This is a genomic window from Patescibacteria group bacterium (assembly GCA_035529375.1).
GTDB lineage: Bacteria > Patescibacteriota > Microgenomatia > PFEM01 > JAHIFH01 > DATKWU01.
The window spans coordinates 55,904-69,849 of sequence record DATKWU010000017.1; the positions used below are offsets into that span (position 1 = coordinate 55,904).

The window sequence follows — 13,946 nt, forward strand, 5'->3', positions numbered from 1 at the left end:
GATGGATTGGCAACTAGCCCCCGAACTTCATCGAAGGGTTAAAAAATTAGTCAAAGCCCTTCAGTTTTCTCATATTGATTCGAAGAAAATCGTGGTTTTTCGAAGTTATGGTTCTAAATCAAGAGCCAGGGCCAGAATTTGGAGTTTACCCAGGATCTGGCAAAAAGCCCTCAAAGTTAAACCCCATTACTGCTTAGAAGTTCTTTCTGAAAAGTTTGATAATCTTTCTATTAAAGACCAAGATAAAATTTTGATTCACGAGCTCCTTCATATCCCCAAAACCTTTTCTGGCGCCCTCCTTTCTCACCGCGGCCGAAAAAGAAGAATTGACAATCGAACCGTAGATAAGTTATATAAGGCTATCAATGCTCATTATTCACGGTGACAATCAGGTTGAAAGTCGGCAATTTTTAAGCTCTCAAATAGAAAGTGCCAAATCCAGGGATAAAGAAATCATTCATTTTGAGGGCAAGAACGTAGATTTGGAAGCAATTCAAACAGTTTTGGAAACAAAGTCACTTCTAGGTAGGGAAAATTTGATCGTGATTGAGAATTTACTGGCCGAAACACCTTCAAAACTAATAATTGATTATTTAAACAAAAATAATCCCCAAAACTTGATTATTTGGGAAGAAAAAGAACTTAGCCAGGCAAAATTAAAACAAATCAAGGCTAAAGTCCAGGTTTTTAAACTACCAACAATTATTTTTAAATTCCTTGATTCTTTTCTTCCAGGCAACAGTCGTTTTTCTCTTCAGCTTTTAAGACAAGCCGTCAATCAATCTTCAGCCGAAGGTGTTTTTTACATGCTTGCTAGGCAAGTCCGTTATCTGATTATCGCTAACCAACTAGATAAGGAAGGCTTAACTGGTCTTCATCCTTTTCAAGTCCAAAAAATAGCAAATCAGACCAAAAAATTTAAATTAGGCGAGCTTTTAACCATTCACCGAAAACTGCTTTACATTGATTGGCAACAGAAAACTGGTCAGGCACCCATGGATTTAGCTGGTCAGCTTGACCTTTTAATAGCTTCTCTCTAGAATGAAAGTATGGCTGTCCAAAGCTTATTTGGTACAAGTGGTATTAGAGGCGAAGGCGAGAAGCTTTTTACCAATCAATTTTGTTTTGATATCGGCCGAGCCTTTGCTCAATTTCTTGATAAATATAGTCAGAGAGGTCCGGTGGCCGTGGGCATGGATCCCCGTGGTTCCAGCCCAAGAATCTTAGAGGCTCTTGAAGTTGGTCTGAATCACGCTGGTCATCAAATAGTTGACCAGGGAACAGTCCCGGTCCCGGCGATGAATTGGGTTCTAAAAATTGCTCCTTATGCCGGTAGTGTGATGGTTACCGGCAGTCATATTGCCGCTGATCTTAATGGTCTCAAATTTTTTGCCTTCAAAGAGGAAATCTCCAAAAAACACGAAAAGGAAATCAGCGAAATTTACCATCAAATCAAGAATAAAGTTAGGTATCAAAGAAAAAAACCCGTGGTTGAGGAAGAAGAAAGAGCCGATGAGTCCTACCAGGAAATGCTTATTAATTTAGCTGATGTTCCTTACCCTAAATGGAAAATGGTGGTTGTTGACCCGGGCAATGGCGGTCAGTCTGACACTATGCCTCAAGTATTAACCAGACTGGGTATTACGGTTAAGGAAATAAACGCTTCAATTCAGGGTGATTTCATCTCAAGAGATACGGAAACAGAGGGTGTTTTAAAAGACTTGCAAACATTAGTAAAAAGAGAAAAAGCGGATTTGGCGATTGCCTTTGATTACGACGGCGACAGGGTAATTTTTATTGATGAAAAAGGTAGATTTATTCCTGGTGATTATGCTGGCTCTCTAATAGCTCAAGATTCTGAAACGCCAGTGATTGTTACCCCAATAAACACTTCCCAAGTAGTTGATTGTTTAAAAAAACCAGTTATTCGGACTCGGGTTGGTTCGCCTTTTGTCGTTGAAGCTATGAAAAAAAATAAGGCCACTTTTGGGTTTGAGGCCAATGGAGGTGGTATTTCCGCCGAAATCATGATGAGCCGCGATGGTGGTTCAACCGCTGTCAAAATGCTTAATTTACTTAAGAAACACCAGGGAACTTTAGGCAGTTTGGTTGATACTTTACCTAGGTTTTATGTTCACAGATTGAAGGTTGATTGCCCTCGCAGATTTAATCAGGTTATAATTAAAAAAGCAAAAGCAGAATTTAAGGGTATCAAGACGGAGGAAATTGACGGACTAAAGATTTGGCTTGATAAGAATGCCTGGATTCTTTTCCGTCCTTCAAGCAACGCACCCGAATTTCGAGTTTTTGCTGAGGCTAAAGACAAGAATCAAGTGAAAAAACTAGCAAAAAAAGGGATTGAATTTGTTAAAAAAGAGATTAAATAAAGAGATTAAATAAGAAAATGAAAACTTTGGATAATCCAAAAGAAATCAGAAAACTAGATAAAAGCTCAGTTTTTAATTCCATTATTCTTTTTCCTGATCAGATGGAACAAGCCTGGCAGGAAGTCAGCAAAATAAAAATCCCTTTAGAAAAGTTTAAAGAGGTTAAAAATATTATTGTTACCGGCATGGGTGGTTCGGCTTTAGGAGCAAGAATCATTGACTCTTTAAATTTTGAAGTTTTAGACGTACCCATGGAAATAATCAACGGTTACCATCTGCCTGCCTACGCTAACCAGGAAACCTTAGCGATTATCTCAAGTTATTCTGGCAATACTGAAGAGACTTTGTCTTGTCTTGACGAAGCTATCAGGCAAAAATGTCAACTTTTCGCGATTACCAACGGTGGTCGATTAGCTGAACTAGCCAAAGACAAAGAAATCCCGGCCTATATCTTTAAATCCAGATACAATCCTTCTGGCCAGCCTCGATTAGGACTAGGTTATTCGATCACGGCTCAACTAGCCTTGCTTTCAAGGTTAAAATTTCTTCGCCTAACCGAAGCCCAGATAACCGAAGTAATTCATTATCTTAATCAGATCAGAGATAATTTATTAATTGACTCACCAACAGCGAAAAATGAGGCTAAAAAGATAGCCGTTGACTTTAAAGAAAAAATTATTATTGTCGTTTCCGGTGAGCATTTGATTGGCGCCGCCCATACCTTCAAAAACATGCTTAATGAGAACAGTAAAACTTTTGCTGTTAGATTCAGTTTACCGGAATTAAACCACCATTTACTAGAAGGATTAGCTTTCCCAAAAGAAAACAGCGAAGTCGTCAAAGTCATGTTTTTGGAATCGAAAATCTATGATGAAGAAATTAAGAAAAGAATTAGAGTAACTAAAGAGGTTCTCAAGGAAAACAAAATTCCTTATGATTCCCTTGTCTTAAAAGGAAGGACAAGAGTAATTCAAGCTTTTGAAACCGTTTATCTCGGCAGTCTTATTAGCTATTATTTAGCAATTTTGAATAAAGTTGATCCAGCCACGATTCCCTGGGTTGATTTTTTTAAAAAAGAATTAGAAAAAGCCTGAATAAAACCTGCCCATGAAGAAAAAAGACAAAAATCTGCTTTGGTTTAATGAAGTTGACAAAGATGATATAAATTTGGTTGGTGGCAAGGGCGCTAACCTTGGTGAAATGGCTTCAACTGATCTGCCAGTGCCTAATGGTTTTATTGTTACCGCAGGTGCCTACTTCCAATTTATTAAAGAAAATAATTTAGAAAAAGAATTAGAAAAAGCCTATCAATTAGTCGATTTAGAAAGACCGGAAACAGTTGATCAAGTCTCCAAAATAATTAAACCTAAGATTGAAAAAGCAAGAATTTCTGAGGAACTAGCCAAAGAAATAGTCTTTGCTTACGCTAAATTAGGCGGTCTTTTTAAAGACAGTTATGTGGCAATTCGTTCTTCAGCCACGGCTGAAGATTTACCAACCGCTTCTTTTGCTGGTCAGCAAGAAACTTTTTTGAATGTTAAAGGCGAAACCAACGTCGTTCATCGAGTTAGGGATTGTTGGGCCTCTTTGTTTGAACCAAGATCAATTTTCTACAGGGAGCAAAATAAATTCGATCACCTTAAAGTCGGTATCGCGGTTGTGGTTCAAAAAATGATTGGTTGTGATATTTCTGGGGTAATGTTTACCATTAATCCTGTTACCAATGAAAAAAATCGAATTGTAATCGAAGCCATCTATGGCCTAGGTGAATTAATTGTCCAAGGAAAAGTAATTCCTGATAACTATGTTGTTAACAGAAATAATCTAGATATTATTAGTCGAGATATTAATAAACAAACAGTTCAATTAACTAAAGTAGGCACTTTAAATAAACAAACTAAAGTTCCCAGTAAATTACAGGCTAAAAGAAAACTCAATGATAAGCAAATAGTTGAGTTAGCTAAATTGGGTAAAAAAATCCATCAACATTATTTCTTCCCTCAAGATATCGAATGGGTTTTAATCAAAAATAAATTCTTTATTGTTCAAACAAGACCAGTAACCACCATTAAAGAAGAAAAGAAAAAAGAAAAAATTGAAGAAGAAGTAAAAAGAAAACCAATTCTCAAAGGTATTGCCGCTAGTCCAGGCATAGCTTCAGGTCCAGCTAAAATTATCAAATCGTCTAAAGAGATTAACAAAATCGCTTCAGGTGAAATTTTGGTGACAGCCATGACTACGCCTGATTTTGTCCCCGCCATGAAAAAAGCGGTGGCCATTGTTACTGATAAAGGTGGTCAAACTTCCCACGCCGCCATTGTCAGTCGTGAGTTAGGTGTTCCTTGCGTTGTTGGTGCCAAAGAAGCCACCAAAAAATTAAAAACTGGTCAAGTCTTTACGGTTAATGGTAGTAATGGTGAAATCTATCAAGGCGGTTATCTTAACCAAACTCAATCTTCGCTTGAACCTAAAAAAGAACCAAAAAAAGCTTACCAACCAGCCTTAAAAACAGCTACTAAAATTTACGTTAATCTAGGCGAACCCCAATTAGCCGGAAAGATGGCGACAAGAAATGTTGATGGGGTTGGCCTTTTAAGAGCCGAATTTATGATGGCCCAGCTTGGCACTCACCCTAAAAAGATCATCAAAGATAAAAAGCAAAAAGATTTTATCAATAAAGTAAGCGATGACATCAGTCAGATTTGCCACGCCTTTTATCCTCGACCAGTGGTTTACCGAGCAACTGACTTTAAAACCAATGAATACCGCAATTTAACTGGAGGTAAAGCCTACGAACCAGAAGAAGAAAACCCTTTACTAGGCTATCGGGGTGCCTTTCGTTATATCAGCGATGAAACTGTTTTTGAAATGGAATTAGAGGCTATTAAACAAGTCAGAAAAAAACGAAGCCTTGATAACCTTTGGCTAATGATTCCTTTTGTTCGAACACCAGATGAACTCCAAAAAGTAAAAAAGATTATTGTTGCCAACGATTTATCTAGAAGTCCAAGCTTTCAACTTTGGCTAATGGTCGAAATTCCCTCAAACGTGATTCTCCTTGAGGAGTTTATCAAAGTGGGCATTGACGGCATTTCCATTGGCTCAAATGACCTGACGATGCTTCTTTTAGGTGTCGACCGAGACAGCGCCGAACTGGCTCAAGCTTTTAATGAACAAGATCCGGCTGTCAGTTGGGCTTTGGAAAAAACGATTAAAACCTGCCAAAAAAACAAAATAACGAGCTCAATTTGTGGTCAAGCCCCATCAGTCTATCCTGATTTGGTAGAAAACCTGATTAAGTGGGGAATTACCAGTATTTCCGTTAATCCAGACGCGATTGAAAGAACCAGGGAATTAGTTTACGAAGCGGAAAAAAGATTAGTAAAAAAAGATGGCTAAGATAAAAACAATCCAAGCCAGAGAAATTCTTGATTCCCGAGGCAATCCTACTGTCGAAACAACCGTCATCCTCGATGACGATTCTCAGGCTGTTAATTCGGTGCCTTCAGGTGCTTCTCTAGGTAAATATGAGGCACTTGAACTCAGAGATGGTGATTCTAAACGGTATCAGGGTATGGGTGTTCTAACCGCTGTTAATAATGTTAATACGATTATTGCTCCCAAACTCAAGGGAAAGGAAGCAACCGAGCAAATCAAAATAGACAAGTTCTTAATTGAACTCGATGGTACTCCCAATAAATCTAAGTTAGGCGCCAATGCCATTCTTAGCGTTTCCCAAGGAATTGTCGAAGCCGCGGCTGTTAGTAAAAAGATACCCACCTACCAGTATATTAATTCTCTCTATGGCTTTAAAAAAACCCAAAAATTGCCTGGTCCAACCTTTAACTTAATTAATGGTGGCAAACATGGGGCTGGTAATCTTGAGTTTCAGGAATTTCACATCATCCCTTCAACCTCTAAAACCTACAGTGAGGCTTTAAGAACGGCCGAAGAAATTTACCAAACGCTAGAGGATGTTTTAGTCAGTCATGGTGCGATTCACAGTGTTGGCGATGAGGGTGGTTATGCGCCTAATCTCTTCACCAATGCCGACGCTTTAGAACTTTTGGTTAGTGCCATTAAACAAGCTGATTATGTTCTTAATCGTGACGTTTTTCTGGGCTTAGATGTAGCGGCTGGCTCCTTTTACAAAGACGACAAATATCAAATAAAAGACCGCACGATGCCGATGCAAGTTGACGATTTGGTTGTCTTTTACGAAGAACTTAATCAACAATATCCTTTGTTTTCTCTAGAGGATGGTTTTTATGAAGATGATTGGGAAGGTTGGATTAAAATCACCCAATCCCTTACTAAAACAATCATTGTGGGCGATGATCTTTTAGCTACTAACAAAGAACGAGTGAGAGAAGCGATTAAAAAGAAAGCTTGTAATGGTATTTTGGTTAAACCTAATCAAATTGGGACGATATCAGAAACAATCTACGTTATTATGGAAGCCCGTGAAGCTGGATGGAAAATTATTGTTTCTCATCGAAGCGGTGAAACCAACGAAGATTTTATTGCCGATTTTGCGGTTGGGGTTAACGCTGATTTTACTAAATTTGGTTCACCGGCCCGAGGCGAAAGAGTGGCTAAATATAATCGTTTATTAGCAATTGAAAGTGAGATTAAAGAAAAATGAATGGTTTTAAATCAACCAGACCAAAGTCAGTCGTTTTAATTATTATGGATGGTTGGGGAATGACTGCTGAAACTAGAGGTAACGCGATCGCCTTGGCCAAGACGCCTAACTTTGATCGTTTTTGGGCGGTCTATCCCCGAACTTTATTAGATGCTTCCGGAGAAATGGTTGGTCTGCCTAAAGATGATGATGGTAATTCAGAAACAGGCCATTTAAATATTGGTGCTGGTGGGATTGTTTTTCAGGAATTACCTGTAATTAATCTTTCCATTACTGATGGTTCCTTTTTTACTAACCCTGCTTTTTTCGAGACAGTCGATCATGTCAAAAAACAAAGTTCTCAACTCCACTTGATGGGTTTGCTGGGAGCAGGTGGTGTCCATTCCAGTATGGCTCATATCTTCGCCCTTCTTAAATTAGCTAAAAATCAGAATCTTAATCAAGTTTATCTTCATCTTTTCACTGATGGTCGTGATTCACCACCAACCGCTGCCCCAATTTATATTAACCAGCTTCAGGCAGAAATAGAAAAAATTGGCATCGGTAAAATTGCTTCAATCATGGGCCGCTATTTTGCCATGGATCGTGATCAACGTTGGCAAAGAACGGAAAAAGCCTACAACGCTCTTGTTCTGGGAGAAGGAGCCAAATTCAAATCAGCCATTGAAGGCATTAATGCTTCCTACCAAGCTGATAAAACTGATGAATTCATTGAACCGTTTCTGGTTTTAGATGAAAACAAAACTAATTTTATTAAAGACAACGATAGCGTTATCTTCTTTAATTTTCGAATTGATCGACCTCGTCAATTAACTAGAGCTTTTGTTCTGCCTGATTTTGAAAGATTGGTAATCGAAAAAACTGCTTTTGACCCTTATGCAGAAAGATATGGTATTAAGCAATATCATCCGTCTCAAACAAAAACAACCACTTTTCAAAGAAAAAAAATCCTCCAGAATCTTTTTTTTGTGACCATGACTGAATATGAACCCGATATGCCGGTTAAAGTTGCTTTTATTCCTGAAAAGGTCAAAATGCCGCTTGGTCGAGTCTTAGCCGAAAAAAACTTAAGACAATTTCATCTGGCTGAGACAGAAAAGGAACGCCACGTTACTTATTTCTTTAACGGCCGACGCGAAAGACCATTTTTAGGTGAAGATCGAGCAGAGATTCCTTCGCCTAAAGTCAAAACCTATGATCTTCAACCAGAAATGTCTGCCTATGGAGTCACCGAAGAACTACTGAAGAGAATTAAAACTGGCTTTTATGATTTTATTATCGTCAATTACGCCAATCCTGATATGGTTGGTCATACTGGTGTTTTAGAGGCCGGGATTAAAGCCTGTGAAGTAGTTGATGATTGCATTGGCAAAGTTGCCCAAACAGTCTTCAATCTTGATGGTGTTTGTTTAATCACTGCCGACCATGGTAACGTAGAAGAAATGATTGATTTGGAAACAAACAAACCGGACACAAAACACTCCACCAACCCGGTCCCTTTCATTGTTCTCCATAAGAAGTTTAATCAAGGCGGTCGAGTTTTACCCAGAGGTATTTTAGCTGATATCGCTCCCACCATTCTCGAACTTTTGCAAATTGAAAAACCTGGCTTGATGACTGGCAGGAATTTGCTCAAAATATTATGAAACAAAAAATCATTAGCGTTAAACAAAAGAAACTGAAAGTCAAACCTAATTTGGTTGATTACCAAAAAACCTATAATCATTTTGGTTGGCAAGAAGCCGAAAAAGAACTTGAATGGTTCCCTCAAAAGAAATTAAATGCCGCCTACAATGCGGTTGATCGTCATCTGGAAGGACCGAGAAAAAATAAAGTCGCTCTTTATTGGCAAGGAGAAAACGGTCAAAAACAAAAATATACTTTTAGAGAATTAAGCCAATTGTCAAACCAGTTTGGTAATGTTCTCAAGAAACTAGGAGTTAAAAAAGGCGAACGAGTTTTTTTCTTTCTGCCCCGCGTTCCCGAACTTTACTTTGGTTTTTTAGGCACCTTGAAAATTGGCGCCATTGCTGGTACTCTTTTCTCGGCTTTTGGACCCCAAGCCCTACTTGATCGTCTTCAAAACTCTGACGCCAAAGTTTTGGTCACCAACAAAGAACTTTACCAACGGGTGGCGAAAATCGAAAAGCAAACCAGTCTTAAAAAAATTCTTCTGATCGATACCGAGACTAAACAAAAAAAAGGCAAATATCCTCTCTCCGAATTAATCAAAAAGGCTTCCAATAAATTAAGATGTGCTCGTATGGACCCAAGTGAACCGGCTTTCATGCTTTACACTTCAGGCACAACCGGCAAGCCTAAGGGTGTCGTTCACCGCCATCTTGCCATTCTTCAGGAACACCTGACCGCCAAATGGGTTTTAGATTTAAAAGAGAATGACGTTTATTGGTGCACGGCTGACCCTGGCTGGGTCACTGGTATTGCCTATGAAATCTTAGGTTCGTGGTCAAATGGAGCTTCGACTCTGGTTTATGAAGGTCGTTTTGATCCAGCTCAATGGTATCAACTTATTCAAGATTATAAAGTGACTGTTTGGTACACTGCCCCCACTGCCATTCGAATGTTAGCGGCTAAAGATACAAAAATTGTTAAAAAATATGATTTATCTTCTCTTCGTCATTTAGCTTCAGTAGGCGAGCCTCTAAACCCAGAAGCGGTCTACTGGGGTTTAAAAGCCTTTGGTTTGCCCTTTCATGATAATTGGTGGCAAACCGAAACCGGAGGTATTCTGATTGCTAATTATCCTAGTCTCCCAATTAAACCAGGCTCAATGGGCAAGCCCGTCCCTGGAATAAAAGCCGCTATTGTCAACGACCAAGGCAAGAAAATAGATACTAAGAAAATCGGCAATTTAGCTATCAAACCACCTTGGCCTTCAATGATGGCCAAGGTTTGGCACCGACCCAAGAAATATAAGAGCTATTTTATCAATGGTTGGTACCTTAGTGGTGATTTAGCCTATAAAGATAAAGATGACTATTTCTGGTTTGTCGGTCGAGCTGATGATGTTATTAAAACCTCAGGTGAAAGAGTCGGTCCTTTTGAGGTTGAATCAGCTTTAGTCGCTCATCCAGCTGTAGCTGAAGCTGGTGTCATTGGTAAACCTGATCCTCTTCGGGGCGAGATAATCAAGGCCTTTATTAGTCTAAAACCCGGCCACAGGGGCTCTGAGAGCCTTAAAAAGGCTATCCAGAGCTTTGTTAGGAAAGAATTGGCTGGTCACGCCTATCCAAGAGAAATTGAGTTCATGGACAGACTTCCCAAAACTAGGTCAGGTAAGATTGTTAGACGCTTACTCAAAGCCAAAGAATTAGATTTACCAACAGGTGATGTTTCTACTTTGGAGGAATTTTAAAATGAAACAATTCCTAATGGGTAATTATGTTTTAGCTCAAGCAGCTAAAGAAGCTGGGGCTAAAGTGATGTTTGGTTATCCAATTACACCAGCTTCTGAAATCTTGGAAAAATGGACTGATTTTTGTTCTGAAAATAAAAATCTTTCCTATCTTCAAGCTGAAGATGAAATGGCCGCTGGTTTTGGCACCATTGGCGCTTGTTTGGCCGGTATACCAGCCTTTACGGCCACGGCTGGTCCAGGTAATGTTTTAATGCAAGATGCTTTTTCCATGGCTGAAGCCTTAAGAATTCCAACTGTAGCCATGATTATGCAAAGAGGTGGTCTTTCTACTTCAACTGTCATTTACTCTCAAGAGGAAGTCAGACTAACTTGTTTTGGCGGTAATGGTGAAGGCTTTAGGGTGGTTTATTCAACCGCCAATCTCCAGGAACTCTATGATTATACTTTTAAAGCTTTTGAGACTGCCTGGCAATATCGCTGGCCGACTTTTATTTTAGCTGACGGCTATCAGGGAAAAATGATGGGTCTTGTGGAAATGGAAGAAAAGAATAAACAATTACTGACCGAGCCTATTTTGAAAAAGAATGTTAATCTCAGAAATTGCTATAACCTTGAAGAAGAGATTGGAGCGATTATTGATAATTATCGCCAAGAATATCAAAAAGTTCGTTCTCAAATCGAAGAGCACGAAAATTACCAACTAGAAGGTGCCAAAATCATTCTCATCGCTCACGGGATTGTCGCGGCTGCCACCAAAGCCGCAGTTGATTTACTTCGAAAAGACAAGATTCCGATCGGTCTTTTTCGACCCATTACCTTGAGACCTTTTCCTGCTCAAGCCGCCATTCAAGCTTTAGAAAACGCCGAAAAAATTGTTGTTTTAGAGTCGGCCGAAGGTCAATTAGCCAATCTTTTGAAAGATGAAGTTAAGATTCCTTTTCCTTTAATTGAATATTACAAACCAGCTATGGGTTTTGCCCCAGAGGAGATTTATGAAGAAATCGCCAAAATTTCCTAATTGTTTTAAGGTTGAATCAAAACCCCATAAATTCTGCCCTGGATGCGGCCATTCAATTGTTTTGAATATGTTGGGTCAGGTGATTGATGAATTAGGCATTGCCGAAAAAACAGTTTTTATGGTTGATATTGGTTGTTCCCTTTTAGCCTGGGATTTTTTTGATCTCGCCTCGACTCAAACTCATCATGGTCGAACCATCCCCACGGCAGTCGGTTTTAAATTAGCTGATCCCCAAAAGATTGTGATTGCCTATGTGGGTGATGGCGGCGCTTATGCCATTGGCTTACAACACACTCTCACCGCTTGCTTAAGGAATAATCCAATCACTACCATCGTGGTCAACAACACTCTTTACGCCATGACCGGCGGTCAGATGGCACCGACCACGGTTGAGGGCGAGATTACGACTACCACGCCAACAGGCAAAAATAATAAGGTTCTAGGAAAAACTCTTCACGGTCCAGAGGTTCTTTCTTGGGTAAAAGACAAAGAAGCTTACCTGGCTCGGGGAACCAGCAACCAACCCCTGGTTCTTAAAAATTATTTAAAAAAAGCCATTGAAACTCAGTTAAAGGGAAATTTCTCGCTTGTTGAAGCTTTGGCTGCTTGTCCGACTAATTGGCGAACTAAGGCGAGAGAAACGATTAAAAGAATGGAAGAATTAGAAAAACTTTTTAAACTAGGAGAAATTTAATGAAAATCTTAATGGCCGGTGAGGGCGGTCAAGGAGTCCAAACAGCTGCCAAAATTCTGGCTCAATCAGCCTTTACTGAAGGTCAAGAAGTTACCTATATTCCTAATTTTGGTGTGGAACAAAGAGGTGGTTTTTCAATTGCCTTCGTGATTATTGATTCAAAGCCAATTGCCTATCCCAAATTCAAAACCGCTGATGTTCTGGCGATTCTTACCGAAAAAGTCATGCCCCGAGTTAAAAACTACCAAGGCAAGCAAACCAAACTTTTAAAAAACAGCTTGAACATTGCCTTGTTAGAAGAACTGGTTAAAGAAACTAAAATTATTAAACCGACTACCCTTAAAACAATTACCGAAAAAATCTTAGGAAATAAACTGAAAAAATGAAGGATTTTCAACCCAAATCAACTGAAGTTAGAAAAGGTAATTGGACTGTTTTTAAAGGTCTGTGTAAGGGTTGTGGTATTTGTTTGCTCAAATGTCCGAATCAGGCTTTAATTTTTGGTCAAGATAAAGGCATTGCTAATCAACCAATCCCCAAAGTCCTTGCCAATAAATGTAATTTGTGTCAAACTTGTGAAGTTAATTGTCCCGAACGAGCGATCAGGGTCGATAAAGACTAATCACCATGCTTAATTTAGAACACCTAATTTTAACGACTGGTTATCTAGGTCTGTTTTTTATTGTTTTTGCTGAATCAGGTTTGCTTTTTGGCTTTTTCTTTCCGGGTGACAGTCTTTTAATTACCGCCGGGCTTCTCGCTTCGCGTGGTTTTTTAGACATCAAACTCTTACTTTTAGTTGCCATGGTGGCGGCTATCTTAGGCGATACGGTTGGTTATTGGTTTGGTAGGGAAACCGGACCAAGAATCTTCAAAAGGGAAGATTCCTTGCTTTTTCATAAAAAAAATATTATTAAAGCCAATGAATTTTACAAAAAACACGGTGGTAAAACTATTATTCTGGCTCGATTTCTGCCTTTTGTCCGGACCTTTGCTCCAATTGTCGCTGGCGTGGGCGGAATGGATTATTTTCGCTTTCTAAGTTTTAATGTCTTCGGAGGAATTTTTTGGGTTTTAATTACTTCATTAGCTGGCTATATTCTTGGTAACACTATTCCAAACATAGACCAATATTTTCTATTCATTATCTTAGCTGTAATTTTTGTTACCATCTTACCAGGAGCAATTCATTTTTGGCGGGATTATCGTCAACCAGTTTGGGCAAAAGTCAAAGAAAGAATAGGGAAGTTTTAAAACCTTCTAATAATTCCCACCACTTTCCCTTGAATCATAACTTTCTTTGCAAAGATAGGCGACATGGTGGCATTAGCCGGTTCTAAACGGACCCGAGTCGCTTCCTTAAAAAAACGTTTAAGAGTGGCAAAACCATTTTCCAACAAAGCTACTACAATATCGCCGTTTTTAGCCGTTTCTTGTTCTTCAATAACCACATAATCACCATCCAGAATACCTTCATCAATCATTGATTCACCTTTAACCTGAAGAACAAAAGCCCGCTTTTTACCGGTTAAGAGAGAAGGGGAGACATGAACCGAAGCGTTGGGATCAGTAAAAGGTTCAATTGGCTTACCAGCGGCAATAAAACCCATAATCGGTAATTCAATTCCTTTAGTTAGTTGACCAAGCTTTTTATTAATCAATTCGATTCCCCGAACCGAACCTTCATAGCGCTTAATTACTTCTTTTTTTTCCATAGCCGTTAAATGTTCATGGACTGTAGCTAAAGAAGAAACGTTAATTGCTTCAGCAATCTCTGTTAGAGTTGGTGAATAACCACTTTTCTGAATATATTGGGAAATAAA

14 protein-coding genes are annotated in these 13,946 nt (G+C 39.1%); 13 read left to right on the top strand and 1 reads right to left on the bottom strand.

Features of this window, described 5'->3' with window-relative positions:
- The first annotated feature begins 1 nt into the window (after window position 1).
- The 13 genes from VMY36_03890 to VMY36_03950 are packed head-to-tail and all read left to right on the top strand — an operon-like array spanning window position 2 to window position 13,377.
- On the top strand, window positions 2-385 hold the full coding sequence (locus VMY36_03890; GenBank protein ID HUV43010.1) for a putative metallopeptidase: 384 nt from the start codon (window positions 2-4) through the stop codon (window positions 383-385).
- A complete protein-coding gene (locus VMY36_03895; protein HUV43011.1) occupies window positions 366-1,040 on the top strand; it encodes a hypothetical protein in 675 nt (224 codons plus the stop codon). The genes VMY36_03890 and VMY36_03895 overlap by 20 nt, the downstream gene beginning before the upstream one ends.
- Window positions 1,041-1,049: 9 nt before the next feature.
- Window positions 1,050-2,387 carry a hypothetical protein gene (locus tag VMY36_03900; GenBank protein HUV43012.1) on the top strand — a complete coding sequence of 446 codons (1,338 nt, stop codon included), beginning with the start codon at window positions 1,050-1,052 and terminating at the stop codon, window positions 2,385-2,387.
- Window positions 2,388-2,404: 17 nt separating this feature from the next.
- On the top strand, window positions 2,405-3,481 hold the full coding sequence (locus VMY36_03905) for an SIS domain-containing protein (protein HUV43013.1): 1,077 nt from the start codon (window positions 2,405-2,407) through the stop codon (window positions 3,479-3,481).
- A gap of 13 nt (window positions 3,482-3,494) precedes the next feature.
- Window positions 3,495-5,786, top strand: a complete 2,292-nt coding sequence (ppsA, locus tag VMY36_03910; GenBank protein HUV43014.1) for a phosphoenolpyruvate synthase — start codon at window positions 3,495-3,497, stop codon at window positions 5,784-5,786.
- Complete coding sequence (gene eno, locus VMY36_03915; GenBank protein HUV43015.1) at window positions 5,779-7,032, top strand: phosphopyruvate hydratase; 1,254 nt, start codon at window positions 5,779-5,781, stop codon at window positions 7,030-7,032. The genes ppsA and eno overlap by 8 nt, the downstream gene beginning before the upstream one ends.
- Window positions 7,029-8,678, top strand: coding sequence for a 2,3-bisphosphoglycerate-independent phosphoglycerate mutase (gpmI, locus tag VMY36_03920; GenBank protein ID HUV43016.1), 1,650 nt, complete (start codon window positions 7,029-7,031; stop codon window positions 8,676-8,678). Before eno ends, gpmI begins: the two co-directional genes overlap by 4 nt.
- Window positions 8,675-10,408, top strand: coding sequence for an acetate--CoA ligase (gene acsA, locus VMY36_03925; protein ID HUV43017.1), 1,734 nt, complete (start codon window positions 8,675-8,677; stop codon window positions 10,406-10,408). The genes gpmI and acsA overlap by 4 nt, the downstream gene beginning before the upstream one ends.
- 1 nt (window position 10,409) lies before the next feature.
- On the top strand, window positions 10,410-11,429 hold the full coding sequence (locus VMY36_03930) for a ferredoxin oxidoreductase (GenBank protein HUV43018.1): 1,020 nt from the start codon (window positions 10,410-10,412) through the stop codon (window positions 11,427-11,429).
- On the top strand, window positions 11,404-12,123 hold the full coding sequence (locus VMY36_03935; GenBank protein ID HUV43019.1) for a thiamine pyrophosphate-dependent enzyme: 720 nt from the start codon (window positions 11,404-11,406) through the stop codon (window positions 12,121-12,123). Before VMY36_03930 ends, VMY36_03935 begins: the two co-directional genes overlap by 26 nt.
- A complete protein-coding gene (locus tag VMY36_03940; protein HUV43020.1) occupies window positions 12,123-12,509 on the top strand; it encodes a 2-oxoacid:acceptor oxidoreductase family protein in 387 nt (128 codons plus the stop codon). Before VMY36_03935 ends, VMY36_03940 begins: the two co-directional genes overlap by 1 nt.
- The gene (locus VMY36_03945) at window positions 12,506-12,745 is read left to right on the top strand and encodes a 4Fe-4S dicluster domain-containing protein (GenBank protein HUV43021.1); all 240 of its coding nucleotides are present in this window, start codon (window positions 12,506-12,508) and stop codon (window positions 12,743-12,745) included. Before VMY36_03940 ends, VMY36_03945 begins: the two co-directional genes overlap by 4 nt.
- A 5-nt stretch (window positions 12,746-12,750) precedes the next feature.
- Window positions 12,751-13,377, top strand: coding sequence for a VTT domain-containing protein (locus VMY36_03950; protein HUV43022.1), 627 nt, complete (start codon window positions 12,751-12,753; stop codon window positions 13,375-13,377).
- Here VMY36_03950 and lexA read toward each other — a convergent pair.
- Window positions 13,374-13,946 (bottom strand): transcriptional repressor LexA (gene lexA / locus VMY36_03955; GenBank protein ID HUV43023.1); only part of this gene is annotated, 573 nt, incomplete at its 5' end. The two genes, VMY36_03950 and lexA, sit on opposite strands and share 4 nt — an antisense overlap.

Coding starts and splice junctions, on each gene's coding strand:
- VMY36_03890 (HUV43010.1), top strand. CDS start 2: ATGGATTGGCAACTAGCCCCCGAACTTCATCGAAGGGTTAAAAAATTA.
- VMY36_03895 (HUV43011.1), top strand. CDS start 366: ATGCTCATTATTCACGGTGACAATCAGGTTGAAAGTCGGCAATTTTTA.
- VMY36_03900 (HUV43012.1), top strand. CDS start 1,050: ATGGCTGTCCAAAGCTTATTTGGTACAAGTGGTATTAGAGGCGAAGGC.
- VMY36_03905 (HUV43013.1), top strand. CDS start 2,405: ATGAAAACTTTGGATAATCCAAAAGAAATCAGAAAACTAGATAAAAGC.
- ppsA (HUV43014.1), top strand. CDS start 3,495: ATGAAGAAAAAAGACAAAAATCTGCTTTGGTTTAATGAAGTTGACAAA.
- eno (HUV43015.1), top strand. CDS start 5,779: ATGGCTAAGATAAAAACAATCCAAGCCAGAGAAATTCTTGATTCCCGA.
- gpmI (HUV43016.1), top strand. CDS start 7,029: ATGAATGGTTTTAAATCAACCAGACCAAAGTCAGTCGTTTTAATTATT.
- acsA (HUV43017.1), top strand. CDS start 8,675: ATGAAACAAAAAATCATTAGCGTTAAACAAAAGAAACTGAAAGTCAAA.
- VMY36_03930 (HUV43018.1), top strand. CDS start 10,410: ATGAAACAATTCCTAATGGGTAATTATGTTTTAGCTCAAGCAGCTAAA.
- VMY36_03935 (HUV43019.1), top strand. CDS start 11,404: ATGAAGAAATCGCCAAAATTTCCTAATTGTTTTAAGGTTGAATCAAAA.
- VMY36_03940 (HUV43020.1), top strand. CDS start 12,123: ATGAAAATCTTAATGGCCGGTGAGGGCGGTCAAGGAGTCCAAACAGCT.
- VMY36_03945 (HUV43021.1), top strand. CDS start 12,506: ATGAAGGATTTTCAACCCAAATCAACTGAAGTTAGAAAAGGTAATTGG.
- VMY36_03950 (HUV43022.1), top strand. CDS start 12,751: ATGCTTAATTTAGAACACCTAATTTTAACGACTGGTTATCTAGGTCTG.